The following is a 24887-nucleotide window of genomic DNA, read 5'->3' as shown; positions in this document are numbered from 1 at the left end:
GAATAAGAAAGGACTTCATGAAACGTCTGCTGCTACCTGCGGTGCTGTCCGCATTGATGATCGCCGAAGTTCACGCCGAGTCCTTCACCATCTCCGATATACGTGTCAACGGACTGCAGCGGGTCTCCGCCGGTAGCGTATTCGGTGCTCTGCCGCTGAACGTGGGTGAAAATGTCGATGATCGTCAACTCGTCGACGCAACCCGTTCCCTATTCAAAACCGGTTTCTTCCAGGACATCCAGCTCGGTCGCGATGGCGACGTGCTGGTCGTCACCGTGGTCGAGCGTCCGTCGATTTCCAGCATCGAAATCGAGGGCAACAAGGCCATCACCACCGAAGACCTGCTCAAGGGCCTGAACCAATCCGGTCTGGCCGAGGGTGAGATCTTCCAGCGCGCCACCCTCGAAGGTGTGCGTAACGAGCTGCAGCGCCAGTATGTCGCTCAGGGCCGTTACTCCGCCGAGATCGAAGCCGAGGTGATTCCGCAGCCGCGCAACCGCGTGGCGCTGAAGATCACCATCAACGAAGGCACCGTGGCTGCCATCTCCCACATCAACGTGGTTGGCAACACCGTGTTCGGCGACGAAGAGCTGTCCGACCTGTTCGAGCTGAAGACCACCAACTGGCTGTCGTTCTTCAAAAACGACGACAAGTACGCCCGCGAAAAACTCTCCGGTGACCTGGAGCGTCTGCGTTCCTACTACCTGGATCGCGGCTACATCAACATGGATATCTCTTCCACTCAGGTATCCATCACCCCGGACAAGAAACACGTCTACATCACCGTCAACGTCGAGGAAGGCGAGAAGTACAGCGTTCGCGACGTGAAGCTCTCCGGTGACCTCAAGGTGCCGGAAGAGGACGTACGTGCGCTGTTGCTGGTCAAGGAAGGTCAGGTGTTCTCGCGCAAGGTGATGACCACCACCAGTGAGCTGATCACCCGTCGCCTGGGTAACGAGGGCTATACCTTCGCCAACGTCAACGCCGTGCCGGAAGCGCACGACGAGGACAATACCGTATCGATCACCTTCTTCGTCGACCCGGGCAAGCGCGCCTACGTCAACCGCATCAACTTCCGTGGCAACACCAAGTCCGAGGACGAAGTGCTGCGCCGCGAGATGCGTCAGATGGAAGGTGGTTGGGCCTCCACCTACCTGATCGACCAGTCCAAGACGCGCCTGGAACGTCTGGGCTTCTTCAAGGAAGTCAATGTCGAGACACCGCAGGTTCCGGGTACCGACGACCAAATCGACGTCAACTACAGCGTCGAAGAGCAGCCGTCCGGTTCCATCACCGCCAGCGTCGGTTTCGCCCAGAACGCCGGTCTGATCCTCGGTGGCTCGATCAGCCAGAACAACTTCCTGGGTACCGGTAACAAGGTCAGCATCGGTCTGACCCGTAGCGAATACCAGACCCGTTACAGCTTCGGCTTCGTTGACCCCTACTGGACCGTCGACGGTATCAGCCTGGGCTACAACGCCTTCTACCGCACCACCGACTACGACGAACTCGACGTCGATGTATCCAGCTATTCGGTAGACAGCCTGGGCGCCGGTGTGAATATCGGTTATCCCATTAGTGAGACTTCGCGTTTGACCTACGGTCTGAGCGTGCAGCAGGACACCATCGACACCGGTCGCTACACCGTCGACGAGATCTTCGATTTCATCGAGCAGGAAGGCGACAACTACCTGAACTTCAAGGGCTCCATTGGTTGGTCCGAATCGACTCTTAACCGTGGCACTCTTGCCACTCGTGGTCACTCGCAAAGCCTGGTGCTGGAAACCACGCTGCCGGGTAGCGATCTGGCGTTCTACAAGCTCGACTACCGTGGCCAAGTGTTCAAGCCGATCAGCGATAACTACACGCTGCGCTTCCACACCGAGCTGGGTTACGGCGACAGTTATGGCTCCACGTCCGAGTTGCCGTTCTACGAGAACTATTACGCCGGTGGCTTCAACTCCGTACGTGGCTTCAAGGACAACACGCTGGGCCCACGCAGCACGCCGAGTTCGGGCAACAAGCCAGGTACCCTGCGTGACCCGGATCAGGATCCGCTGCCGTTCGGCGGTAACGTGATGGTGCAAGGCGGGGTGGAAATGCTCTTCCCCCTGCCGTTCGTCAAGGATCAGCGTTCGCTACGCACCTCGGTGTTCTGGGATGTGGGTAACGTGTTCGACACCAATTGCTCGTCGAGCCAGAAGAAGATCAGCGACAGCTGCAACATCGACTTTGGCAGCCTGGCCAGTTCCGTTGGTGTCGGCTTGACCTGGATTACCGCGCTGGGCCCGTTGAGCTTCAGCCTGGCCATGCCGATCAAGAAACCGGAAGATGCCGAAACTCAGGTCTTCCAGTTCTCCCTCGGCCAAACTTTCTAACACCGAAAGCCAACAGCTTTGTTGCAGGAGTGCATTGTGCGTAAGTTGACTCAACTGGTTCTGTTCACCGCCGCTCTGATCGCCACTCCGGCGTTCGCCGAAATGAAGGTGGCCGTGCTGAACTATCAGATGGCGCTGCTCGAATCCGATGCCGCCAAACGTTACGCCGTGGATGCGGAGAAAAAGTTCGGCCCCCAGCTGAACAAGCTCAAGACCCTGGAAAGCGATGCCAAGCGCATTCAGGATCGCATGGTCAAGGAAGGCGACAAGATGCAGCAGGCTGAGCGCGAGCGCCTGGAACTCGAGTTCAAGCAGAAGGCCCGTGACTTCCAGTTCCAGTCCAAGGAGCTGAACGAAGCCAAGGCCGTCGCCGACCGCGAGATGCTGGCCAAGCTCAAGCCGAACCTGGACAAGGCGGTTGAAGAGGTCATCAAGAGTGGCAACTTCGATCTGGTGCTCGAGCGCGGCGCAGTGGTCGATGTCAAACCGCAATACGACATCACCCGCCAGGTCATCGAGCGCATGAACAAGATGCGCTGAGCATGACCCTGACATTCACTCTCGGCCAACTGGCCGAGCGCCTGGGCGCCACCTTGCGTGGCGCCGAGGGCAAGGTCATCACGGGCCTGGCCACCTTGCAGGAGGCCAGGCCCGAACAGTTGAGCTTCCTGGCCAATGCCCAGTACCGCAAGTACCTGGCGCAGACTCAGGCCGGTGCCTTGCTGCTCACGGCGAGTGATGCCGAAAGCTATGCTGGCGATGCATTGATCGTTGCCAATCCCTACCTGGCTTACGCCCAGCTTTCGCACCTGTTCGACCGTAAACCCAAGGCCAGTGCCGGCGTTCACGCCACGGCGCAGGTCGCGGACGATGCGCAGGTCGACCCGAGCGCCAGTATCGGGGCTTATGCGGTGATTGAAAGCGGTGCTCGCATCGGCGCGCAGGTGACGGTCGGTGCGCATTGCGTGATCGGTGCGCGCTGCGTGATCGGTGAGGGTGGCTGGTTGGCGCCGCGGGTGACGCTCTACCACGACGTCAGCATCGGCAAGCGCGTAGTGATCCAGTCCGGCGCGGTGATCGGTGGCGAAGGCTTCGGCTTTGCCAATGAGAAGGGCGTCTGGCAGAAGATCGCGCAGATCGGTGGTGTGACCATCGGTGATGATGTCGAAATCGGGGCCAACACCACGGTCGATCGCGGCGCGCTGTCCGACACCTTGATCGGCAATGGGGTGAAGCTCGATAACCAGATCATGATCGCGCACAACGTGCAGGTCGGCGACAACACAGCCATGGCCGGCTGTTGCGGCATTTCCGGCAGCACCAAGATCGGCAAGAACTGCATGATCGCGGGTGGCGTTGGCATGGTCGGACACATCGAGGTGTGCGACAACGTGTTCGTCACCGGCATGACCATGGTGACCCGTTCGATCACCGAGCCTGGTGCTTATTCTTCCGGTACCGCCATGCAACCGGCGGGCGAGTGGAAGAAGAGTGCTGCCCGTATTCGTCAGCTGGACGAGATGGCCAAGCGTCTGCGTGAGCTGGAAAAACAGCTCGCCGCCGTGACCCAGACGGCAAACGTCTCATCTGATGCCTGAGTACGGTGTCGCCGTGCTCTTTTCTTTTCTTACAGGCTTAACCGGACATGATGGACATCAACGAAATTCGTGAATATTTGCCGCACCGCTATCCTTTCCTGCTGGTGGATCGTGTGGTGGACCTGGACGTCGAAGGCAAGACTGTTCGCGCCTACAAGAATGTCAGCATCAACGAGCCGTTCTTCAACGGGCACTTCCCCGAGCATCCGATCATGCCAGGCGTGCTGATCATTGAAGCCATGGCGCAGGCCGCCGGGATCCTCGGCTTCAAGATGATGGGCGTGAAGCCGGCCGATGGCACCCTGTACTACTTTGTCGGCTCCGACAAGCTGCGCTTCCGCTCTCCGGTTACGCCGGGCGACCAGCTTATGCTGGAGGCCAAGTACCTGAGCGACCGTCGCAGCATCTGGAAATTCGAGTGCCGTGCCACTGTCGACGGCAAGGAAGTATGCTCCGCTGAAATCATCTGTGCGGAACGCAAGCTATGAGTTCGATTGACCCTCGCGCCATCATCGACCCCAGTGCCAGACTGGCCGACGACGTTGTCGTCGGCCCGTGGAGCATTGTCGGGCCTGATGTGGAGGTCGGCGAGGGTACCGTAATTGGCCCGCACGTGGTGCTCAAGGGGCCGACCGTGATCGGTAAGCACAACCGTATCTACCAGTTCTCCTCGGTTGGCGAGGACACGCCCGACCTGAAGTACAAGGGCGAACCGACGCGGTTGGTGATCGGCGATCACAACGTCATTCGCGAAGGCGTCACCATTCACCGTGGCACGGTGCAGGATCGCAGTGAAACGACCATCGGTGACCATAATCTGATCATGGCCTATGCCCACATCGGCCATGACAGTGTGATCGGTAACCACTGCATCCTGGTCAACAACACCGCGCTGGCCGGACACGTGTGGGTCGACGACTGGGCGATCCTGTCCGGCTATACCCTGGTGCACCAGTTTTGCCGAATTGGCGCGCACAGCTTCTCCGGCATGGGCACCGCCATCGGCAAGGACGTACCTGCGTTCGTCACCGTGTTCGGCAACCCGGCTGAAGCACGCAGCATGAACTTCGAGGGCATGCGTCGCCGAGGCTTCTCCAGCGAAGCGATTGCCGCTTTGCGCAAGGCCTACAAACTGGTTTACCGCCAGGGGCTGACCGTCGAGCAGGCGCTGACAGAGCTCGCCGAGTCCGCTGTCGAGTTCCCCGAAGTGGCGATCTTCCGCGACTCCATTCAGGCCTCCACGCGCGGCATTACCCGCTGATTCTCATGAGTAGACCCCTTCGCGTCGCACTGGTCGCTGGTGAGGCGTCCGGTGACATCCTCGGTTCCGGCCTGATGCAGGCCATCAAACAGCGCTATCCGGATGCCGAGTTCATCGGCGTTGGCGGCGCCCGTATGGAAGCCGAGGGCCTGAACTCCTATTTCCCCATGGAGCGCCTGGCTGTCATGGGTCTGGTCGAGGTGCTCGGCCGCTTGTTCGAGCTGCTTGGCCGCCGCCGTCAACTGGCGCGTGATCTGATAGCCGCCCAGCCGGATGTGTTCATCGGTATCGATGCGCCTGATTTCAACCTTGGCCTCGAACTCAAATTGCGCCGCGCCGGAATCAAGACCGTGCACTACGTCAGCCCGTCCGTATGGGCCTGGCGGCAGAAGCGGGTGCTGAAAATTCGCGAAGCCTGCGATCTGATGCTGACGCTGTTCCCGTTCGAGGCGCAGTTCTACGACGAGCATCAAGTACCGGTGCGCTTCGTCGGTCATCCGCTGGCCGATGCCATCCCGCAGCAGGCCGACCGTGCCGCTGCGCGCGAGGCGTTGGATCTGCCGCAGGATGAACCGGTGGTTGCACTGATGCCGGGAAGTCGCGGGGGGGAAGTCGCACGTCTTGGTGAGCTGTTTCTCGATGCGGCGATTCGCCTGCGCGCGCTGCGCCCCGGGATTCGCTTTCTGCTGCCGTGCGCCACGCCGGAGCGACGCCAGCAACTGGAACAGATGCTGGTCAATCGCGATCTGCCACTGACTCTGCTCGACGGTCGTTCCCACGAAGCGCTGGCCGCCTGCGATGCGGTGCTGATCGCCTCGGGTACCGCGACGCTGGAGGCGCTGCTGTACAAGCGCCCGATGGTGGTGGCCTACCGTGTGGCGCCGATGACCTATCGGATTCTCAAGCGTCTGGTGAAGAGCCCTTATATTTCGTTACCCAACCTGCTGGCCGAGCGGCTGCTGGTGCCTGAACTGATCCAGGATGCGGCGACTGCCGATGCCCTGGCTCAGGCCGTCGCGCCGCTGATCGAGGGTGGTCAGGTGCAGACCGAGGGCTTCGATGTGATTCACCGTGCCTTGCGCCGCGATGCCTCGGTGTCGGCAGCCGATGCGGTGCTCAAACTGGCGGGGCGCGCCTGATGCAGCTCGGCTTGGACTTTACCCTGGTCGAAGAGCTGGTCGCTGGCGTTGATGAGGTCGGTCGCGGCCCGCTCTGTGGCGCTGTAGTGACAGCGGCGGTGATTCTCGATCCGGCCCGGCCGATTCTTGGGCTGAATGACTCGAAGAAGCTCAGCGAGGCGCGCCGTGAGGCGCTGTTCGACGAGATTCGCGAAAAGTCCCTGGCTTGGTGTATCGCCCGCGCCGAGGTGGAGGAGATCGACCGCCTGAATATCCTGCATGCCACCATGCTGGCCATGCAGCGTGCCGTCGAAGGCTTGAGCGTGACGCCGAAACTGGCACTGATCGACGGCAATCGCTGCCCGAAACTGGCGGTGCCCAGTGCCCCGGTGGTCAAGGGCGACAGCCGGGTGCCGGCCATCGCCGCCGCTTCGATCCTGGCCAAGGTCAGTCGCGACCGCGAAATGCTCGAGATGGATCGGCTCTATCCCGGCTATGGCATCGCCGGCCACAAGGGTTACCCCACACCCGTGCATCTCGAAGCGCTCAAGCGCCTGGGGCCGACGCCGATTCATCGGCGCTCTTTCGCGCCGGTGCGTGCACTGCTCGAAGTCTGAACCTCTGGCCCTAAGCCAGACCCGCTTAGGCTACAATCCGCGCTTTGTCGTTTTCACCTGCAAGGCCGCCCATGACTCAAGCGTTCGTCCACCTGCGTCTGCACACCGAATATTCCCTGGTCGATGGCCTGGTGCGGGTCAAACCGCTGATCAAGGCCGTCGTCGGGGCGGGTATGCCGGCGGTGGCTGTCACCGACATGAGCAACATGTGCTCGTTGGTGAAGTTTTATAAAGCGGCCATGGGCGCTGGGGTCAAACCGATCTGTGGTGCTGACATCTGGATGGCCAGCGCCGAGGAAGACGGCCCGCTGACGCGCCTGACCCTGCTGGCGATGAACGCCAAGGGCTACCGCAACCTCACCGAACTGATCTCCCGTGGCTGGTCAGAAGGGCAGAGCAATGACCTGGTGATCATCCAGCGTGACTGGGTCAAGAATGCTGCCGAAGGTCTTATCGCGCTCTCCGGGGCTCGTGAGGGCGAGGTCGGCATGGCGTTGCTGGCCGGTGACGAAGCCTTGGCCGAAGCGCGCCTGCGTGAATGGATGGCGGTGTTTCCGGATCGTTTCTACCTGGAAGTGCAGCGCACCAGCCGCGTGGGGGACGAGGAATACCTGCACGCCGCGGTGGCGCTGGCCGATCGCGTCGAAGCGCCGCTGGTGGCCACCAACGATGTGCGCTTCATCAAGCAGGACGACTTCGAGGCACACGAGACCCGCGTCTGCATCGGTGAAGGTCGTACTCTGGATGACCCGCGTCGGCCGCGTCATTACTCCGATCAGCAGTATCTGAAAAGCGCTGCGGAAATGTGGGAGCTGTTCGCCGACCTGCCCGAGGCGCTGGAAAACACCGTCGAGATCGCCAAGCGCTGCAACATCGAGGTGCAACTCGGCAAATACTTCCTGCCGGACTTTCCCACGCCGGGTGGCATGGGTATCGACGACTACCTGCGCCATGCCTCCTTCGAGGGCCTGGAAGAGCGTCTCGAGGTGCTGCTGCCCAAGGACACTCCGGATTACGAGGCGAAGAAGCAGGTCTACATCGATCGCCTCAACTTCGAACTCGACATCATCATCCAGATGGGTTTCCCCGGTTACTTCCTGATCGTGATGGACTTCATCCAGTGGGCCAAGAACAACGGCGTGCCGGTTGGCCCGGGTCGTGGCTCGGGTGCCGGTTCGCTGGTGGCCTACGTGCTGAAGATCACCGACCTCGATCCGTTGGCCTATGACCTGCTGTTCGAACGTTTCCTCAACCCGGAGCGGATTTCCATGCCCGACTTCGATGTCGACTTCTGCATGGATGGCCGCGACCGGGTGATCGACTACGTGGCCGAGAAGTACGGGCGTAACGCGGTGAGCCAGATCATCACCTTCGGCTCCATGGCCGCCAAGGCGGTGGTGCGCGACGTGGCGCGGGCGCAGGGCAAGTCCTACGGCCTGGCCGACCGTCTGTCGAAGATGATCCCCTTCGAAGTGGGCATGACCCTGGAGAAGGCCTACGAGATGGAGGAGCCGCTGCGCGAGTTCCTCAAGAATGACGAAGAGGCCCAGGAAATCTGGGACATGTCGCTCAAGCTCGAAGGCGTGGTGCGCGGCACCGGTAAGCACGCCGGGGGCGTGGTGATCGCGCCGACCAAACTCACCGACTTCTCGCCGATCGCCTGTGACGAGGAGGGCGGCGGCCTGGTGACCCAGTTCGACAAAGACGACGTCGAGCAGGCCGGCCTGGTCAAGTTCGACTTCCTCGGTCTGCGTACCCTGACCATCATCAAGTGGGCGATGGAGACCATCCACCGCATCCAGAAGCGCGACGGTGCGCCGGATGAGGAACTGGTCAACATCGACTTCATCCCGCTGGATGACAAGAAAACCTACGACATGCTGCAGAAGGCTGAGACCACGGCGGTCTTCCAGCTTGAATCGCGCGGCATGAAGGAGCTGATCAAGAAGCTCAAGCCCGACTGCCTGGAAGACATGATCGCACTGGTGGCACTGTTCCGCCCCGGCCCGCTGCAGTCCGGTATGGTGGACGACTTCATCAACCGTAAGCATGGCCGCGCTGAACTGTCCTACCCGCACCCGGATTATCAGTACGCCGGCCTTGAGCCCGTGCTCAAGCCCACCTACGGCATCATCCTGTATCAGGAGCAGGTGATGCAGATCGCCCAGGTCATGGGCGGTTACACCCTGGGTCAGGCGGACATGCTGCGCCGCGCCATGGGCAAGAAGAAGCCCGAGGAGATGGCCAAGCAGCGTGGCGGCTTCATCGAAGGTTGTGCCAACAACGGTATCGATGCCGAGCTGGCGGGTAACATCTTCGATCTGGTGGAAAAGTTCGCCGGCTACGGCTTCAACAAATCGCACTCCGCTGCCTACGGCCTGGTGTCATACCAGACTGCCTGGCTCAAGGCGCATTACCCGGCGCCGTTCATGGCCGCCGTGCTCTCGGCGGATATGCACAACACCGACAAGGTGGTGATCCTGGTCGAAGAGTGCCGCAACATGAAGTTGCGCATCGACCCGCCAGATGTGAATGTTTCCGAATTCAAATTCACCGTCAACGACGACGGCCGTATCGTTTACGGCCTCGGTGCGGTCAAGGGCGTGGGTGAAGGGCCCGTGGAGGCCATCGTCGAATGCCGTGCCGAAGGTGGGCCGTTCAAGGATCTGTTCGACTTCTGCAACCGCGTCGACCTCAAGCGCATCAACAAGCGTACCCTCGAAGCCTTGATTCGTAGTGGCGCGCTGGATCGCCTCGGCCCGTACTACCAGGATGAACTCAAGGCTTATCAGGCCAGCGTGGACAAGAACCGCGCCGTGCTGCTGGCGTCCATGGAAGAGGCCGTGCAGTCGGCCGAGCAGACCGCGCGCAGCGCCGAGAGCGGCCACATGGATCTGTTCGGCGGCCTGTTCGCCGAGCCTGAAGCGGATGTCTACGCCAACCACCGCAAGGCCCGCGAGCTGCCGATCAAGGAACGTCTGAAAGGCGAGAAGGACACCCTGGGCATCTACCTGTCCGGCCACCCGATCGACGAGTACGAGGGCGAGATTCGCCGCTTCGCCCGTCAGCGTATCGTCGAGCTCAAGCCTGCGCGTGACACCCAGACCATCGCCGGGATGATCGTCAACCTGCGGGTGATGAAGAACAAGAAGGGCGACAAGATGGGCTTCATCACCCTCGACGACCGCTCTGGGCGCATCGAGGCTTCGTTGTTCGCCGATGCCTTTGCCAGCAACCAGGCGCTATTGCAGAACGATGCGCTGGTGGTGGTCGAGGGCGAGGTCAGTAACGACGATTTCTCCGGCGGCTTGCGTCTGCGTGCCAAGCGCGTGATGAGCCTGGAGGAGGCGCGTACCGGCCTGGCCGACAGCCTGCGTGTGAAGGTCGCCAGCGACGCTCTGAAGGGCGATCGTCTGCGCTGGTTGGCCGAACTGTGTAGCAAGCACAAGGGCGCCTGCCCGGTGACGTTGGACTACAGTGGTGAGCAGGCACGTGCCTTGCTTCAGTTCGGTGACGCCTGGCGAATCGACCCAGCTGACACTTTGATTCAGGCATTGCGTGACCAGTTCGGGCGCGACAACGTCTTTTTGCACTACCGCTGATGCGAGAGGGGGCTTTGCTCCCTCTTGGTTCGGCACACTCGACCCGCAGCGCCCCATCCCTTAAGGTAGGGCGCTTAATGGATACAGCTCCCCGGCCACTTGGCCGTCGACGCAAGACGGATGACTATGAACCCGAATTTCCTCGATTTCGAACAGCCGATCGCCGACCTGCAAGCCAAGATCGAAGAGCTACGCCTGGTTGGCAATGACAACGCGCTGAACATTGGTGACGAGATCGCTCGTCTGCAAGACAAGAGCAGTGCGCTGACCGAAAGCATCTTCGGCAACTTGAGCAGCTGGCAGATCGCCCAGCTCGCGCGCCATCCGCGCCGCCCCTACACCCTGGACTACATCCAGCACATCTTCACCGAGTTCGACGAGCTGCATGGCGACCGTCATTTCTCCGATGATGCCGCCATCGTGGGTGGTGTGGCCCGTCTGGGTGATCAGCCGGTGATGATCATCGGTCACCAGAAAGGCCGTGAGGTGCGTGAGAAGGTGCGTCGCAACTTCGGCATGCCGCGCCCGGAGGGCTACCGCAAGGCTTGCCGCCTGATGGAAATGGCCGAGCGCTTCAAGATGCCGATCCTCACCTTCATCGACACTCCCGGTGCTTACCCGGGTATCGATGCCGAGGAGCGTGGCCAGAGCGAGGCCATCGCCTGGAACCTGCGCGTGATGGCGCGTCTGAAAACGCCGATCATCGCCACCGTCATCGGTGAGGGTGGTTCCGGCGGTGCGCTGGCCATCGGTGTCTGCGACCAACTGAACATGCTGCAGTACTCCACCTATTCGGTGATCTCCCCGGAAGGTTGCGCCTCGATTCTCTGGCGTACCGCCGAGAAGGCGCCGGAAGCGGCCGAGGCCATGGGCATCACCGCCGAGCGCCTGAAGGATCTGGGTATCGTCGATCAGGTCATCGCCGAACCCTTGGGCGGCGCCCATCGTGATCCGGCTGCCGCGTCCGAGTCGATCCGTCAGGAGTTGATCAAGCAACTGGCCAGCCTGCAGAAGCACGACACCGACGCGCTGCTCAAGCGTCGTTACGATCGCCTGATGAGCTACGGCATCGCCTGAGTTCTTCCTGCATGCATCTCAACGGGCCTTCGGGCCCGTTGTTGTTTAAGCTTGGCCCATGACTGCTCTCGAACTTCGCCTGCGCCAGGCTCTTCAGCCCTGGCGTAAGGCTCCTGCTTGGCGCATCGCCTTTTCCGGTGGCCTGGATTCCAGCGTGCTGCTCCATCTGCTGGCCGACTGGGCACGGTGCGAGGCGCTGCCGCCCTTGTCTGTCATTCATGTCCATCATGGCCTGCAGCCGGCGGCTGACGCCTGGCCCGAGCATTGCGCGCAGGTGTGCGCGCGGCTGGGTGTTCCTCTGGAAATCGTCAGGGTGCAGGTGGCGGCAGGCGCCAGTCTCGAGCAGGAGGCGCGGCGAGCACGTTATGCGGCGTTCAGTGAGCGGCTGGGCCCGGCTGAGGTATTGCTCAGTGCTCAGCATCGTGAGGATCAGGCCGAAACCCTGCTGTTCCGTCTGTTGCGCGGCGCTGGCGTGCGTGGCCTGGCAGCGATGCCGGCCAGTCGAGCGTTGGGGCTGGGCAGCCTGGTTCGGCCGCTGCTCGACTGTTCGCGGGGCGAGCTGCAGGCCTATGCGCAAGATCACGGGGTCGTCTGGATCGAAGACCCGAGCAATGCTGACGAGCGGTTCAGTCGTAATTTCTTGCGCAGGCAGGTGATGCCATTACTAGCTGGGCGGTGGCCGCAGGCCTCGACCAGCCTGGCGCGTAGCGCAAGCCATCTGGCCGAGGCCCAGCAACTGCTGGAAGAATTGGCCGAGATCGATCTGCTGGCGGCGCGTGGTGAATCCGCATTGCCCTGGCTGCCCCTGCCTTCACTGGATCTTACCTCTGTGAATGCGTTGAGCGATGTCCGTCAGCGCAACCTGCTACGCCATTGGCTGGTGCCGTTGAGCCGCATGCCCGATAGCCATCATTGGGCGGGCTGGCTCGATCTGCGTGATGCCAAAAGCGATGCGGCGCCAATCTGGAAGCTGGCCGATGGCGAGCTGCATCGCGCCGATGGTCGGTTGTGGTGGCTCAGTGACGAATGGTTGAGTCCACCGCAGCCGCTCGATCTGCCTTGCAGCTTGGGCGCGGACTCCGTTGACCTCCCCGGGAATGGGCGTGTCGAGTTGTCGGGCGAGTTGCCGCAGGGGCGCTGGCACCTGCGCTATCGCCAGGGCGGGGAGTCGCTGCAACTGCCGGGGCGTGGCCGGCGTGACCTCAAGCGCCTGCTCAATGAGCTGCGCGTGCCGGCATTCGTGCGTCCGCGCCTGCCGCTGCTGTTCGAGGGCGATGAGCTGATGGCGGTGGCGAACCTGACGCAGGCATCAGGATTCGAGGCGAAAGGCCTACGTTTGCGCTGGTCGCCACCCATCGGCGCGCAAGGTTTGAGCTGGTAAGGCCTTTCGAGTAGACTACGCTCCCGTCTTAATACAGCTTTTGCCGACTCCCTCAGGGAGCTTGGCGAGCTTGCCATTGTGTTGTTGATGGCGCTCCTTCGCTTTCCCCGGCGGCACTGACCGCTTAAACGCAGACTTCTAGGGTTTTTCATGACGCGCTACATCTTCGTCACGGGTGGTGTTGTTTCTTCATTGGGGAAAGGCATCGCCTCGGCTTCACTGGCGGCCATCCTGGAGGCGCGGGGCCTGAAGGTCACCATGCTCAAGCTGGATCCCTACATCAACGTCGATCCGGGCACCATGAGCCCGTTCCAGCACGGTGAGGTGTTCGTCACCCACGATGGCGCCGAGACCGACCTCGACCTGGGCCACTACGAGCGGTTCATCCGCACCACCATGACCCAGAACAACAACTTCACCACCGGCCGCGTGTACGAAGACGTACTGCGCAAGGAGCGCCGTGGTGATTATCTGGGCGCGACCATTCAGGTCATCCCGCACATCACCGACGAGATCAAGCGTCGCATCATCAAGGGCGCCGGCGATGCCGACGTGGCCTTGGTGGAGATCGGTGGCACCGTGGGCGACATCGAGTCGCAGCCGTTCCTCGAAGCGATCCGCCAACTGCGCGTGGAAGTGGGCGCCAAGCGCGCCATGCTGATGCACCTGACCCTGGTGCCGTACATCGCCACCGCTGGCGAGACCAAGACCAAGCCGACCCAGCACTCGGTCAAGGAACTGCGTTCCATCGGCTTGCAGCCTGATGTACTGGTGTGCCGCTCCGATCATCCCATCGACGTATCTTCGCGCCGCAAGATCGCCCTGTTCACCAACGTCGAAGAGCGTGCGGTGATCAGCCTGGAAGACGTCGACACCATCTACAAGATTCCGGGCGTGCTGCATGCTCAGGGGCTGGATGACTTCGTCGTCGAACGTTTCGGCCTGCAGTGCAATCCGGCCGACCTCTCCGAATGGGATCGCGTGGTCGATGCCAAGCTCAATCCGGAGAAGGAAGTCACCATCGCCATGGTCGGCAAGTACATGGAGCTGCTCGACGCGTACAAGTCGTTGATCGAGGCCATGAGCCACGCCGGCATTCAGAACCGCACCAAGGTCAACATTCGCTACATCGATTCCGAAGACATCGAGAACCAGGGCACTGCGCTGCTCGAAGGGGTCGATGCCATTCTGGTACCGGGTGGTTTCGGTCTGCGCGGTGTGGAAGGCAAGATCAAGACCGTGCAATACGCTCGCGAGCACAAGATCCCTTACCTGGGCATCTGCCTGGGCATGCAGGTCGCGGTCATCGAGTACGCCCGTAACGTGGTGGGCTGGAGCGATGCCAACTCCACCGAGTTCGACATGGCCAGCCAGCATCCGGTGGTCGGTCTGATCACCGAGTGGCAGGACGCGACCGGTGCCACCGAACAGCGCACCGAGAACTCCGACCTGGGCGGCACCATGCGCCTGGGCGCGCAGGATTGCCAGTTGCAGAGCGGTTCGCTGGTGCATGACTGCTACGGCAAGGATGTGATCGTCGAGCGTCACCGTCACCGTTACGAGGTGAACAACAACCTGCTGCCGAAGCTGACCGAGGCTGGCCTGAAGGTCACCGGTCGTTCTGGCGATGGCGCGCTGGTGGAAGTGGTCGAGGCGCCGGATCATCCGTGGTTCGTTGCCTGCCAGTTCCACCCGGAATTCACCTCCACGCCGCGTGACGGTCATCCGCTGTTCAGCGGTTTCGTCAACGCTGCCCTGGCGCAGAAAGCGAAGAAGGCTTAAGGAATGGCTCAGAAGATCATCAAGGTCGGCAATATCGAAATCGCCAACGACAAGCCGTTCGTGCTGTTCGGTGGCATCAACGTGCTCGAATCGCGTGACCTGGCCATGCAGGCCTGCGAGGAATACGTGCGGGTGACCGAGAAGCTCGGTATCCCTTACGTGTTCAAGGCCAGTTTCGACAAGGCCAACCGTTCTTCCGTGACCTCCTTCCGTGGCCCGGGCCTGGAAGAGGGCATGAAGATCTTCGAAGAAGTGAAGAAGACCTTCGGCGTGCCGGTGATCACCGACGTCCACGAGCCGCATCAGGCCGCCCCGGTGGCCGAGGTGTGCGACATCATCCAGTTGCCGGCCTTCCTCTCGCGGCAGACCGATCTGGTGGTGGCCATGGCCAAGACCGGTGCGGTGATCAACATCAAGAAGGCGCAGTTTCTCGCCCCGCAGGAAATGAAGCACATCCTGCGCAAGTGCGAGGAAGCCGGTAACGATCAGTTGATCCTCTGCGAGCGCGGTTCCTCCTTCGGTTACAACAACCTGGTGGTGGACATGCTCGGCTTCGGCATCATGAAGCAGATGGAGTACCCGGTATTCTTCGACGTGACTCACGCCCTGCAGATGCCGGGTGGTCGTGCCGATTCGGCCGGGGGTCGCCGTGCTCAGGTCACCGATCTGGCCAAGGCGGGCATGAGCCAGGGGCTGGCCGGTCTGTTCCTCGAGGCGCATCCGGATCCGGAAAACGCCAAGTGCGACGGCCCGTGCGCGCTGCGTCTGAACAAGCTGGAGCCCTTCCTCACCCAGCTCAAGCAACTGGACGATCTGGTGAAGAGTTTTCCGCTGATCGAGACTGCCTGAACCATTCGCAATCCGGTAAAGTGCCGCTCCGGCAAAATCTCCCCTGACCCGTGAGTCAGAGTGTGCCGCCGCTACCCTCAGGGGCTGCGGCGGTTTCGCGCAGCCCGTTGCTGCCGTCTTATCGTCAACCTTTGGAGTGTTAACAACAATGGCAAAGATCGTCGACATCAAGGGTCGTGAGGTTCTCGACTCCCGTGGCAATCCCACCGTGGAAGCCGACGTCATCCTCGAAGGTGGCATCATCGGCAGCGCTTGCGCTCCGTCCGGCGCCTCCACTGGCTCGCGCGAAGCGCTGGAGCTGCGTGATGGCGACAAGAGCCGTTATCTGGGCAAGGGCGTACTGAAAGCCGTCGCCAACATCAACGGCCCGATCCGTGATCTGCTGCTGGGTAAGGACGCTGCCGATCAGAAGGCTCTGGATCACGCGATGATCGAGCTGGACGGTACCGAGAACAAGGCCAAGCTGGGCGCCAACGCCATCCTCGCCGTATCTCTGGCTGCCGCCAAGGCTGCTGCCCAGGCCAAGGGCGTGCCGCTGTACGCGCACATCGCCGACCTGAACGGCACCCCGGGCGTCTATTCCATGCCGGTACCGATGATGAACATCATCAACGGCGGCGAGCACGCCGATAACAACGTCGACATCCAGGAGTTCATGGTGCAGCCGGTTGGCGCCAAGAACTTCGCCGACGCACTGCGCATGGGCGCCGAGATCTTCCACCACCTCAAGGCCGTACTGAAGGCGCGTGGCCTGAACACTGCGGTGGGCGACGAAGGCGGTTTTGCGCCGAACCTGGCCTCCAACGAAGACGCCCTGGCTGCCATCGCCGAAGCTGTGGCCAACGCTGGCTACAAACTGGGTGACGACGTGACCCTGGCACTGGACTGCGCCTCCAGCGAGTTCTTCAAGGACGGTCAGTACGATCTGGCTGGCGAAGGCAAGGTGTTCAGCGCCGAAGGTTTCGCCGACTACCTGGCTGGCCTGACCCAGCGCTACCCGATCATCTCCATCGAAGACGGCATGGACGAGTCCGACTGGGCTGGCTGGAAAGTCCTGACCGACAAGATCGGCGAGAAGGTACAGCTGGTTGGCGACGACCTGTTCGTGACCAACACCAAGATCCTCAAGCGCGGTATCGACGAGAAGATCGGCAACTCGATCCTGATCAAGTTCAACCAGATCGGCTCGCTGACCGAGACCCTGGAAGCCATCCAGATGGCCAAGGCTGCCGGCTTCACCGCCGTGATTTCGCACCGCAGCGGCGAAACCGAAGACAGCACCATCGCCGACCTGGCTGTGGGTACTGCTGCTGGTCAGATCAAGACCGGCTCGCTGTGCCGCTCCGACCGCGTGTCCAAGTACAACCAGTTGCTGCGTATCGAAGAGCAGTTGGCCGGTAAGGCTCCGTACAAGGGCCGTGCCGAGTTCCGCGGCTAAGTACTGCGTACGAGAAAAGGGCGACGCAAGTCGCCCTTTTTTGTGCTGGCCCTAGCGCTGGTGCGGCATGTAGGAGCGGATTCATCCGCGATCTTTCACGGCTGAAGTCGCTCCTACACAAGGGCTGTGCCACTGCTGATATGCCCTTTTTCATCGTCGTTTCGTCGATTTCCGGGAACCCTTGCACGGATGCAGAACCTTAAAACCCATGTCACCCATCAGCCGGCTCCTTTTCAAGCATGATCGCAGCCCCTACCATGCCGATGACTCAATCCGCGAGCCGCTCCATGCGTAGTCCCTACTGGCTGTTCATCGTGCTGATTCTGCTACTGGCTGGCCTGCAGTATCGCCTGTGGGTGGGCGAGGGCAGCCTGGCCCATGTCAGCCGCCTGCAGCAACAGATCGCCGAGCAGAAAGGCGAGAACGAGCGTCTGCTGGAGCGCAACCGTATCCTCGAAGCCGAGGTGATGGAGCTCAAGCGCGGCATGGAGACCGTCGAAGAACGTGCGCGGCAGGAGCTGGGCATGGTCAAAGAGGGCGAAACCCTCTATCTGCTGACGAAATGAACGTACCGTTCTGGCTGGTGATCCCGGCCGCTGGCGTCGGTGCGCGCATGGCCGCTGATCGGCCCAAGCAGTACCTGGAAGTCGCCGGGCGCTGCATTCTCGAACATACCCTCGATTGCTTTCTCGACCACCCCGGACTGCTCGGTGCCATGGTTTGCCTGGCCGTGGATGATCCGTACTGGCCAAGCCTGGCGTTGGCCAGCGATCCGCGCATTCGCCGCGCCGATGGCGGGCGTGAGCGTGCCGACTCGGTGCTGGCCGGGTTGCGTGCACTGCAATTGGCTGGGGCTGCGGAGGATGACTGGGTGCTGGTGCACGATGCGGCGCGGCCGAACCTCGCCCGTAGCGATCTCGATCGTCTGCTCGATACCCTGGCCATGGACCCGGTGGGTGGCCTGCTGGCGGTGCCGGCACGCGATACGCTCAAGCGTGCCGATGCTGCTGGGCGGGTGGCGCAGACCGTGGATCGTGCCGTGATCTGGCAGGCTTACACGCCGCAGATGTTTCGCTTGGGGGATTTGCGCCAGGCACTGGACGCTGCGCTGGCGGCGGCTGTGCCGATCACCGATGAAGCGTCGGCCCTGGAGTGGGCGGGCAAGGCGCCACGCCTGGTCGAGGGGCGGGCGGACAACCTCAAGGTCACCCGCCCGGAGGATCTGCAATGGCTGCGCCTGGCATGGGCCGGGCGCAGCGCGGGTTGAGGCTCAGTTCTGCCGCTGGCGGCTGAGGTTGCGCTCGAGCACCGTACCCAGTTTTTCCATGGCGCCCTCCAGGGCCTGCTCGAGGTTGTCACCGTTGTGGCTCACCGAGACCGGATCACGCCCCTTCAGTCGCGCTTCAGCCTGGCAACGTTTGTCCAGGCCGCCACCCTTGTGGCTGTTCTCGTCGTTGAAGTGCAGCTCGACGCGTGTCAGGTGATCCTCGAAACGTCTCAGCTTGAGCAGCACGCGACCCCGCACCTTGTCCGCCAATGCTGCGGAGCCGTGAATGTGGTTGTCGCTGTTGACCATGACTTGCATAGCGCTTACCTCCGGTTTCGGTGAAGACGATGCCGCAGCGGGGCATCACTCATTCTGGCCGCAACCAAAGCCAGGGGTTCCCGTTTCGCTGTGACAATCTGTTGCCCATGCTGTCAGGCGTACTCGGGGAACTCGGCGAGACCTCGCTTGAGATGGTCGACGAGCTGCCGCACCTTGGGAGACAGGTGGCGCTGCTGCGGATAGATCGCCCAGACCGCCGTGTTGGGCGGCTGGTGTTGTTCGAGCAGGGAAATCAGGGCGCCGCTGCGCAGGTGCGGCAGCACGTAATAGTCGGGGAGCTGACACAGGCCGAAAGCGCGCAGCGCCGCATCCAGTACAGCTTGGCCGCTGTTGCAGCGCCAGTTGCCTTGCACCCTGATTTGGGTCTCGCGTCCACCTTCGGCGAAGCTCCAGTGTTCGCTGCTGCCGATCAGGCAGTTGTGCCGGGACAGCTCGGACAGCGAGTGCGGGCGGCCATAGTGCTGCAGGTAGTCGGGCGCGGCGCACAGGTACATCACCCGTGGCGCCAGGCGAGCGGCGACCAGTCGCGAGTCCTGCAGGCGGCCGAGCCTAATCGCCAGGTCGAGCCCTTCGTGCAGCAAGTCGAGTTGGCGATTGGACAGTTCGATCTCCACGCGCAGTTGTGGATGCTGCGCCATGAACTGGTTGACCAGCGGCACGATGAAGCGCTCGCCGTAGGCGACCGCGCAGGTCATGCGCAGCAGCCCCTTGGGTTCGGCGCCCAGATCGCTGACGGCGCGCAGCGCTTCCTCGCGGGCGTCCTGCAGGCGCTGGCAGTGTTGCAGGAAGGTCTGACCGGCCTCGGTCAGCGCGACGCGCCGGGTGCTGCGATAGAACAGCCGGCTTTGCAGGCGCTCCTCCAGGCGCGCCACCTGGCGGCTGACCTGTGAGGTGGAGAGCCCCAGTCGTTCGGCTGCGGCGCTGAACTGACCGCACTCGGCCACTGCGACGAACTCGTCCAGACCTTCCCAGCGATTCATCGTCGTCTCCTGTGTGGTCACTTTCAAACGCGATAGATTATCCCTGATTGGCAATAATGTTTTGATATCTGCTGAATTATCTCGCTTGGGCGTTGCTTTAGACTTCTGCCCACTTTCATCCACGCTCAGGAGAGCCACCATGATCAAATCCCGTGCAGCCGTCGCCTTCGCCCCCAACGAGCCGCTGAAGATCGTCGAGATCGACGTTCAGCCGCCGAAGGCCGGTGAAGTGCTGATCCGTATCGTGGCTACTGGTGTCTGCCATACCGATGCCTACACTCTGTCCGGTCAGGATTCCGAGGGTGTGTTCCCTTGCGTGCTCGGTCACGAAGGTGGCGGCATCGTCGAGGCCGTGGGCGAGGGCGTGACTTCGGTCAAGGTTGGCGATCACGTTATCCCGCTCTATACCGCCGAATGCCGCGAGTGCAAATTCTGCAAATCTGGCAAGACCAACCTGTGCAGCTCGGTACGTGCCACTCAGGGCAAGGGCCTGATGCCGGACGGCACCACCCGCTTCAGCTACAACGGTGAGCCGGTTTACCACTACATGGGTTGCTCGACCTTCTCCGAGTACACCGTGCTGCCGGAAGTCTCGGTTGCCGTGATCCCCAAAGAAGCCCCGCTGGACAAGGTGTGCCTGCTCGGTTGCGGCGTCACCACCGGTATCGGTGCGGTGCTCAACACTGCCAAGGTCACCGAGGGTTCCACTGTGGCCATCTTCGGCTTGGGCGGTATCGGTCTGGCGGCGATCATCGGCGCCAAGATGGCCAAGGCCTCGCGCATCATCGGCATCGACATCAACCCGGCCAAGGAAGCGGTTGCCCGTGAGCTGGGCATCACCGACTTCGTCAATCCGAAAGAGCACAGCAAGCCGATCCAGGAGGTCATCGTCGAGATGACCGACGGCGGCGTCGACTACAGCTTCGAGTGCATCGGCAACGTGCAACTGATGCGTGCCGCACTGGAGTGCTGCCACAAGGGCTGGGGCGAGTCGACCATCATCGGCGTGGCGCCGGCCGGTGCGGAGATCAGCACCCGTCCGTTCCAACTGGTGACCGGCCGCGTCTGGCGCGGCAGCGCCTTCGGTGGCGTCAAAGGTCGTACCGAACTGCCGAGCTACGTCGAGAAGTCGCAGAAGGGCGAGATTCCGCTGGATACCTTCATCACCCACAACATGGGCCTGGATGAGATCAACGAAGCCTTCGAGCTGATGCACGAAGGCAAGAGCATCCGTACCGTCATCCATTTCTAACCAGCGGCAAGCGTCAAGCTGCAAGTGGAGCGCATTGCTTGCCGCTTGACGTTGCCTGGAGGGCCTTATGGAAATCGTTTCCAGCAACAAGAGCTTCGGTGGCTGGCACAAGCGTTATCGTCATCGCTCCAGCACGCTCAACTGCGACATGGTGTTCGCCGTCTACCTGCCGCCGCAAGCCGAGCAGGGCGGCAAGCTGCCGGTGCTTTACTGGCTCAGTGGCCTGACCTGCACCGACGAGAACTTCATGCAGAAGGCCGGTGCCCAACGCATGGCCGCCGAGCTGGGGCTGATCATCGTCGCACCGGATACCAGCCCGCGTGGTGAAGGCGTGGCTGACGATGCCAATGGTGCCTATGACTTCGGCCTCGGTGCTGGCTTCTATGTCAACGCGACGCAGGAGCCGTTCGCTCGTCACTACCGCATGTACGACTACGTGGTGCAGGAGCTGCCGGCGTTGATCGAAGCCAATTTCCCGGTTTCGGACAAGCGCGGCATCGCCGGCCACTCCATGGGCGGGCATGGTGCGTTGATCTGTGCGCTGAAGAATCCTGGGCGCTATCAGTCCGTGTCGGCCTTCTCGCCGATCAGCAATCCGATGAATTGCCCCTGGGGTGAGAAGGCGTTTTCACTGTACCTGGGTGAAGAACGCTCGCGCTGGCGCGAGTGGGATGCCAGCGTGCTGATTGCCGAGGCCATCGAAAAGCTGCCGATCCTGGTGGATCAGGGCGATCGCGATGATTTCCTCGAAGGCCAGCTCAAACCGCAGGCATTGCAGGTGGCTGCCAAGGCTGCCGGTCATCCGCTGACGCTGCGCATGCAGCCCGGCTACGACCACAGCTACTACTTCATCGCCAGCTTCATCGATGATCACCTGAGTCATCATGCGGCCGCGTTGCGGTAGCCGTAAGCTGCGGTAAGTAAGAGCTTGGTGGCGGCTAGGCGCTTGCCGACTGCCGCTTTCGGTTAGAATCACGCCCTGACTTTTTCAGGGCGTTGTTCTTTATGCGTATCGGTCATGGCTATGACGTACACCGCTTCGGCGAAGGCGATTTCATCACCCTCGGCGGCGTGCGGATTCCCCATAAATTCGGCCTCGTCGCTCATTCCGATGGTGACGTGTTGCTGCACGCCCTGAGCGATGCCTTGCTCGGCGCGGTGGCGCTGGGCGATATCGGCAAGCACTTTCCCGACACCGACCCGACCTTCAAGGGCGCCGACAGCCGTGTGCTGCTGCGCCATGTGATGGACCTGGTAAAGGCCAAGGGCTATATGGTGGGTAATGTCGACGCCACCATCATCGCCCAGGCACCGAAGATGGCGCCGCATATCGACACGATGCGTGAGCGCATCGCCGAGGATCTCGGCGTGCAGTTGGATCAGGTCAACGTCAAGGCCACCACCACCGAGAAACTCGGCTTCACCGGGCGTGAGGAAGGTATCGCGGTGCACGCCGTCGCCTTGCTGGTCAAGGCATGAACGAGCTGCAACTGCTGGGGCCGCACGCCCATGGTGAGGCCTGTGGGCGTGCCGTGCTCAAGGCCACGGCCGAGGATTTCCAGGTCGACGAGGTGCTCGACATTCCGCTCACGGGGCAGGGCGAGCATCTCTGGCTGTGGGTGGAAAAGCGTGGCCTGAACACCGAAGAGGCTGCTCGGCGCATCGCCCGTGCTGCCGGTTTGCCGCTCAAGGCGGTCAGCTATGCTGGTCTCAAGGATCGTCAGGCACTGACCCGGCAGTGGTTCAGCCTGCACCTGCCGGGCAAGGCCGACCCCGAGCTGAGCGCCGCTCAAGGCGATGATCTACTGATCCTGCGTAGCCAGCGGCATAACCGCAAGCTGCAGCGCGGTGCTCACGCTGCCAATGGCTTCACCCTGCGCCTGACGGCGCTTGAAGCAGAGCGCGATGCACTCGAGCAGCGCCTGCAGCGCATTGCGGCCCTGGGCGTGCCGAACTACTTCGGTCTGCAGCGCTTCGGTTTCGATGGCGGCAATGTCGAGCAGGCGCGTGATTTCGCCTCGCGCCAGGAGCTACCGGTGCAGCGCAACCTGCGTTCACGGCTGCTTTCCTCTGCGCGTAGCTACCTGTTCAACCAGGTGCTGGCCAGGCGTGTTGCTGCCGGTACCTGGAATCAGGCCCAGATCGGCGATGTGCTGGCGTTCACCACCAGTCGCAGTTTCTTTCTCGCCGGTGAGGCCGAATGCAGTGATCCACGACTGGCTGCGCTCGACCTGCATCCGACCGGCCCACTCTGGGGCGATGGGGCACTGCCGAGCGGTGCTGCGGTGCAGGAGCTGGAGCAGTCGGTGGCCGATGAGGCCGCGGCGCTGGCGCAATGGTTGGTCAAGGCGGACATGGCGCACGAACGGCGAATTCTGCGCCTCCCCATTGGCGGCCTGTCGTGGCATTATCCCGAGCCCGATATTCTGCAACTTGCATTCGTCCTGCCGGCCGGGTGTTTCGCCACCGTCGTGGTGCGTGAACTGCTCGATCTGGTGCCAGCAGGGCAGACGGATACTCCATGCGAATTCTGATTTCCAACGACGACGGGGTGAATGCCCCGGGGATCGCCGCGTTGCACCAGGCGCTGGACGACTACGCCGAGTGCGTGGTGATCGCTCCGGCCGAGGACAAGAGTGGTGCCAGCAGCTCGCTGACGCTCGACCGTCCCCTGCACCCTATGGTGTTGCCCAACGGTTACACCAGCCTCAATGGCACGCCCACCGATTGCGTGCACCTGGGGCTCAACGGCCTGCTCGAGCAGATGCCGGAGATGGTCGTGTCCGGTATAAACCTGGGCGCCAACCTGGGGGACGACGTGCTGTATTCCGGCACCGTTGCCGCTGCGCTGGAAGGGCGTTTCCTGAACAAGCCGGCGTTCGCCTTTTCGCTGTTGTCGCGTCAGGTGGACAACCTGCCGACCGCTGCCTATTTCGCTCGTAAGCTGGTCGAGGCTCACGAGCGTCTCGAGCTGCCGCCGCGCACCGTGCTCAACGTCAACATCCCCAATCTGCCGCTGGAACACATCCGCGGTGTGCAGTTGACGCGTCTCGGCCACCGTGCCCGCGCCGCCGCGCCGGTCAAGGTGGTCAACCCGCGTGGCAAGGAGGGCTACTGGATCGCCGCTGCCGGCGATGTCGAAGAGGGCGGCCCTGGCACCGATTTCCATGCAGTGATGCAAGGCTACGTCTCGGTCACACCGTTGCAGCTCGATCGCACCTTCGGTGCAGCCTTCGAGGGCATGAGCGACTGGCTGGAGGGCATCTTCTGATGCGCGGACAGGACGACCTGCAACGCCACGGGATCGGCATGACCTCGCAGCGCACGCGTGAGCGCTTGATCCAGCGCCTTTATGAAGAAGGGCTGTCGAATGCGCGCGTGCTCGAAGTGATTCGCCGGACGCCGCGCCATCTGTTCGTCGACGAGGCGTTGGCGCATCGCGCCTATGAAGACACCGCGTTACCCATTGGCCACAACCAGACCATTTCACAGCCTTACATGGTTGGTCGCATGACCGAACTGCTGCTGGCTGCGGGCCCGCTGGACAAGGTGCTGGAGATCGGTACCGGTTCCGGTTATCAGACAGCCGTGCTGGCGCAACTGGTGGAGCGGGTGTTCTCGGTCGAACGTATCCAGGCCTTGCAGGAGCGTGCCAAGGAGCGTTTGGTCGAACTCAACCTGCGCAACGTGGTCTTTCGCTGGGGCGACGGCTGGGAAGGTTGGAACGCCCTCGGTCCCTACAACGGCATCATCGTCACGGCTGCGGCTGCCGATGTGCCCGCAGCGCTGCTCAACCAACTGGCTCCCGGTGGGCGCCTGGTGATTCCAGTCGGAACCGGTGATGTGCAGCAGTTGCTGTTGATCATTCGTGAGGATGAGGGGTTTTCCCGTCACGTGCTCGACGCCGTTCGTTTCGTTCCCCTGTTAAATGGCCCCTTGGCCTGACGG

Annotated in this window: 23 protein-coding genes; 21 read left to right on the top strand and 2 right to left on the bottom strand. The window is 62.0% G+C overall.

Translation table 11 applies throughout. The features are described 5' to 3' along the window. Positions 1–17 precede the first annotated feature (17 nt). The 15 genes from bamA to ispD all read left to right on the top strand — a co-directional run bounded on the left by bamA (position 18) and on the right by ispD (position 18368). A complete protein-coding gene (bamA, locus tag VC352_RS04680) occupies positions 18–2378 on the top strand; it encodes an outer membrane protein assembly factor BamA (RefSeq protein WP_322978418.1) in 2361 nt (786 codons plus the stop codon). Between the two features lie 36 nt (positions 2379–2414). Then, entirely contained in the window at positions 2415–2918 is a 504-nt protein-coding gene (locus VC352_RS04675) for an OmpH family outer membrane protein (RefSeq protein WP_322978417.1), read from the top strand. Then, on the top strand, positions 2915–3976 hold the full coding sequence (lpxD, locus tag VC352_RS04670) for a UDP-3-O-(3-hydroxymyristoyl)glucosamine N-acyltransferase (protein WP_322978693.1): 1062 nt from the start codon (positions 2915–2917) through the stop codon (positions 3974–3976). Before VC352_RS04675 ends, lpxD begins: the two co-directional genes overlap by 4 nt. A 47-nt stretch (positions 3977–4023) precedes the next feature. Further along, positions 4024–4464 (top strand): 3-hydroxyacyl-ACP dehydratase FabZ, encoded by a 441-nt coding sequence (gene fabZ, locus VC352_RS04665; protein ID WP_036998539.1) that lies wholly within the window; start codon positions 4024–4026, stop codon positions 4462–4464. Further along, positions 4461–5237, top strand: a complete 777-nt coding sequence (lpxA, locus tag VC352_RS04660) for an acyl-ACP--UDP-N-acetylglucosamine O-acyltransferase (RefSeq protein ID WP_322978416.1) — start codon at positions 4461–4463, stop codon at positions 5235–5237. Before fabZ ends, lpxA begins: the two co-directional genes overlap by 4 nt. A 5-nt stretch (positions 5238–5242) precedes the next feature. After that, complete coding sequence (lpxB, locus tag VC352_RS04655; protein ID WP_322978415.1) at positions 5243–6376, top strand: lipid-A-disaccharide synthase; 1134 nt, start codon at positions 5243–5245, stop codon at positions 6374–6376. After that, positions 6376–6972: a ribonuclease HII gene (gene rnhB, locus VC352_RS04650; RefSeq protein WP_322978414.1), complete on the top strand. Its 597-nt coding sequence runs from the start codon at positions 6376–6378 to the stop codon at positions 6970–6972. Before lpxB ends, rnhB begins: the two co-directional genes overlap by 1 nt. Positions 6973–7043: 71 nt before the next feature. After that, on the top strand, positions 7044–10574 hold the full coding sequence (dnaE, locus tag VC352_RS04645) for a DNA polymerase III subunit alpha (protein ID WP_322978413.1): 3531 nt from the start codon (positions 7044–7046) through the stop codon (positions 10572–10574). Between the two features lie 126 nt (positions 10575–10700). Continuing rightward, the gene (locus VC352_RS04640) at positions 10701–11651 is read left to right on the top strand and encodes an acetyl-CoA carboxylase carboxyltransferase subunit alpha (RefSeq protein ID WP_322978412.1); all 951 of its coding nucleotides are present in this window, start codon (positions 10701–10703) and stop codon (positions 11649–11651) included. Positions 11652–11709: 58 nt separating this feature from the next. Continuing rightward, positions 11710–13032: a tRNA lysidine(34) synthetase TilS gene (tilS, locus tag VC352_RS04635; RefSeq protein ID WP_322978411.1), complete on the top strand. Its 1323-nt coding sequence runs from the start codon at positions 11710–11712 to the stop codon at positions 13030–13032. Positions 13033–13182: 150 nt separating this feature from the next. Continuing rightward, a complete protein-coding gene (locus tag VC352_RS04630; protein ID WP_322978410.1) occupies positions 13183–14814 on the top strand; it encodes a CTP synthase in 1632 nt (543 codons plus the stop codon). A gap of 3 nt (positions 14815–14817) precedes the next feature. Next, positions 14818–15663 (top strand): 3-deoxy-8-phosphooctulonate synthase, encoded by an 846-nt coding sequence (kdsA, locus tag VC352_RS04625; protein ID WP_322978409.1) that lies wholly within the window; start codon positions 14818–14820, stop codon positions 15661–15663. A gap of 148 nt (positions 15664–15811) precedes the next feature. Continuing rightward, positions 15812–17101 (top strand): phosphopyruvate hydratase, encoded by a 1290-nt coding sequence (eno, locus tag VC352_RS04620; protein WP_322978408.1) that lies wholly within the window; start codon positions 15812–15814, stop codon positions 17099–17101. 287 nt (positions 17102–17388) lie between these two features. Continuing rightward, positions 17389–17667, top strand: coding sequence for a cell division protein FtsB (ftsB, locus tag VC352_RS04615; protein ID WP_322978407.1), 279 nt, complete (start codon positions 17389–17391; stop codon positions 17665–17667). Next, positions 17664–18368 (top strand): 2-C-methyl-D-erythritol 4-phosphate cytidylyltransferase, encoded by a 705-nt coding sequence (ispD, locus tag VC352_RS04610; RefSeq protein ID WP_322978406.1) that lies wholly within the window; start codon positions 17664–17666, stop codon positions 18366–18368. Before ftsB ends, ispD begins: the two co-directional genes overlap by 4 nt. Before the next feature lie 3 nt (positions 18369–18371). Here ispD and VC352_RS04605 read toward each other — a convergent pair whose 3' ends face one another. Further along, positions 18372–18686: an HPF/RaiA family ribosome-associated protein gene (locus VC352_RS04605; protein ID WP_322978405.1), complete on the bottom strand. Its 315-nt coding sequence runs from the start codon at positions 18684–18686 to the stop codon at positions 18372–18374. Between the two features lie 113 nt (positions 18687–18799). After that, entirely contained in the window at positions 18800–19687 is an 888-nt protein-coding gene (locus VC352_RS04600; protein ID WP_322978404.1) for a LysR substrate-binding domain-containing protein, read from the bottom strand. Positions 19688–19826: 139 nt separating this feature from the next. On the opposite strand from VC352_RS04600, the gene VC352_RS04595 reads away from it, so the two are divergent. From VC352_RS04595 to VC352_RS04570, 6 genes are all read left to right on the top strand, one after another. Then, on the top strand, positions 19827–20939 hold the full coding sequence (locus VC352_RS04595; RefSeq protein WP_322978403.1) for an S-(hydroxymethyl)glutathione dehydrogenase/class III alcohol dehydrogenase: 1113 nt from the start codon (positions 19827–19829) through the stop codon (positions 20937–20939). A gap of 67 nt (positions 20940–21006) precedes the next feature. After that, positions 21007–21843 carry an S-formylglutathione hydrolase gene (gene fghA, locus VC352_RS04590; RefSeq protein ID WP_322978402.1) on the top strand — a complete coding sequence of 279 codons (837 nt, stop codon included), beginning with the start codon at positions 21007–21009 and terminating at the stop codon, positions 21841–21843. A gap of 101 nt (positions 21844–21944) precedes the next feature. After that, complete coding sequence (ispF, locus tag VC352_RS04585) at positions 21945–22418, top strand: 2-C-methyl-D-erythritol 2,4-cyclodiphosphate synthase (protein WP_322978401.1); 474 nt, start codon at positions 21945–21947, stop codon at positions 22416–22418. After that, complete coding sequence (truD, locus tag VC352_RS04580) at positions 22415–23473, top strand: tRNA pseudouridine(13) synthase TruD (RefSeq protein ID WP_322978400.1); 1059 nt, start codon at positions 22415–22417, stop codon at positions 23471–23473. Before ispF ends, truD begins: the two co-directional genes overlap by 4 nt. Continuing rightward, positions 23461–24210, top strand: a complete 750-nt coding sequence (gene surE, locus VC352_RS04575; RefSeq protein ID WP_322978399.1) for a 5'/3'-nucleotidase SurE — start codon at positions 23461–23463, stop codon at positions 24208–24210. The genes truD and surE overlap by 13 nt, the downstream gene beginning before the upstream one ends. A 38-nt stretch (positions 24211–24248) precedes the next feature. Further along, positions 24249–24884 (top strand): protein-L-isoaspartate(D-aspartate) O-methyltransferase, encoded by a 636-nt coding sequence (locus VC352_RS04570; protein ID WP_322978692.1) that lies wholly within the window; start codon positions 24249–24251, stop codon positions 24882–24884. The last annotated feature ends 3 nt before the right edge of the window (positions 24885–24887 follow it).

This window comes from Pseudomonas sp. C11 (assembly GCF_034683865.1).
Classification (GTDB): Bacteria; Pseudomonadota; Gammaproteobacteria; order Pseudomonadales; family Pseudomonadaceae; genus Aquipseudomonas.
Note: the sequence above shows the minus strand (reverse complement) of the source record. Positions and strands in the feature narration are given on the sequence as shown.

Bases quoted from the DNA above. Each gene is read 5' to 3' on its own strand.
- bamA (WP_322978418.1), top strand. From the start codon at position 18: ATGAAACGTCTGCTGCTACCTGCGGTGCTGTCCGCATTGATGATCGCC.
- surE (WP_322978399.1), top strand. From the start codon at position 23,461: ATGCGAATTCTGATTTCCAACGACGACGGGGTGAATGCCCCGGGGATC.
- fghA (WP_322978402.1), top strand. From the start codon at position 21,007: ATGGAAATCGTTTCCAGCAACAAGAGCTTCGGTGGCTGGCACAAGCGT.
- kdsA (WP_322978409.1), top strand. From the start codon at position 14,818: ATGGCTCAGAAGATCATCAAGGTCGGCAATATCGAAATCGCCAACGAC.
- dnaE (WP_322978413.1), top strand. From the start codon at position 7,044: ATGACTCAAGCGTTCGTCCACCTGCGTCTGCACACCGAATATTCCCTG.
- VC352_RS04630 (WP_322978410.1), top strand. From the start codon at position 13,183: ATGACGCGCTACATCTTCGTCACGGGTGGTGTTGTTTCTTCATTGGGG.
- truD (WP_322978400.1), top strand. From the start codon at position 22,415: ATGAACGAGCTGCAACTGCTGGGGCCGCACGCCCATGGTGAGGCCTGT.
- VC352_RS04595 (WP_322978403.1), top strand. From the start codon at position 19,827: ATGATCAAATCCCGTGCAGCCGTCGCCTTCGCCCCCAACGAGCCGCTG.
- eno (WP_322978408.1), top strand. From the start codon at position 15,812: ATGGCAAAGATCGTCGACATCAAGGGTCGTGAGGTTCTCGACTCCCGT.
- ispF (WP_322978401.1), top strand. From the start codon at position 21,945: ATGCGTATCGGTCATGGCTATGACGTACACCGCTTCGGCGAAGGCGAT.
- VC352_RS04600 (WP_322978404.1), bottom strand. From the start codon at position 19,687: ATGAATCGCTGGGAAGGTCTGGACGAGTTCGTCGCAGTGGCCGAGTGC.
- ispD (WP_322978406.1), top strand. From the start codon at position 17,664: ATGAACGTACCGTTCTGGCTGGTGATCCCGGCCGCTGGCGTCGGTGCG.
- VC352_RS04605 (WP_322978405.1), bottom strand. From the start codon at position 18,686: ATGCAAGTCATGGTCAACAGCGACAACCACATTCACGGCTCCGCAGCA.
- fabZ (WP_036998539.1), top strand. From the start codon at position 4,024: ATGATGGACATCAACGAAATTCGTGAATATTTGCCGCACCGCTATCCT.
- lpxA (WP_322978416.1), top strand. From the start codon at position 4,461: ATGAGTTCGATTGACCCTCGCGCCATCATCGACCCCAGTGCCAGACTG.
- ftsB (WP_322978407.1), top strand. From the start codon at position 17,389: ATGCGTAGTCCCTACTGGCTGTTCATCGTGCTGATTCTGCTACTGGCT.
- VC352_RS04640 (WP_322978412.1), top strand. From the start codon at position 10,701: ATGAACCCGAATTTCCTCGATTTCGAACAGCCGATCGCCGACCTGCAA.
- lpxB (WP_322978415.1), top strand. From the start codon at position 5,243: ATGAGTAGACCCCTTCGCGTCGCACTGGTCGCTGGTGAGGCGTCCGGT.
- rnhB (WP_322978414.1), top strand. From the start codon at position 6,376: ATGCAGCTCGGCTTGGACTTTACCCTGGTCGAAGAGCTGGTCGCTGGC.
- tilS (WP_322978411.1), top strand. From the start codon at position 11,710: ATGACTGCTCTCGAACTTCGCCTGCGCCAGGCTCTTCAGCCCTGGCGT.
- VC352_RS04570 (WP_322978692.1), top strand. From the start codon at position 24,249: ATGACCTCGCAGCGCACGCGTGAGCGCTTGATCCAGCGCCTTTATGAA.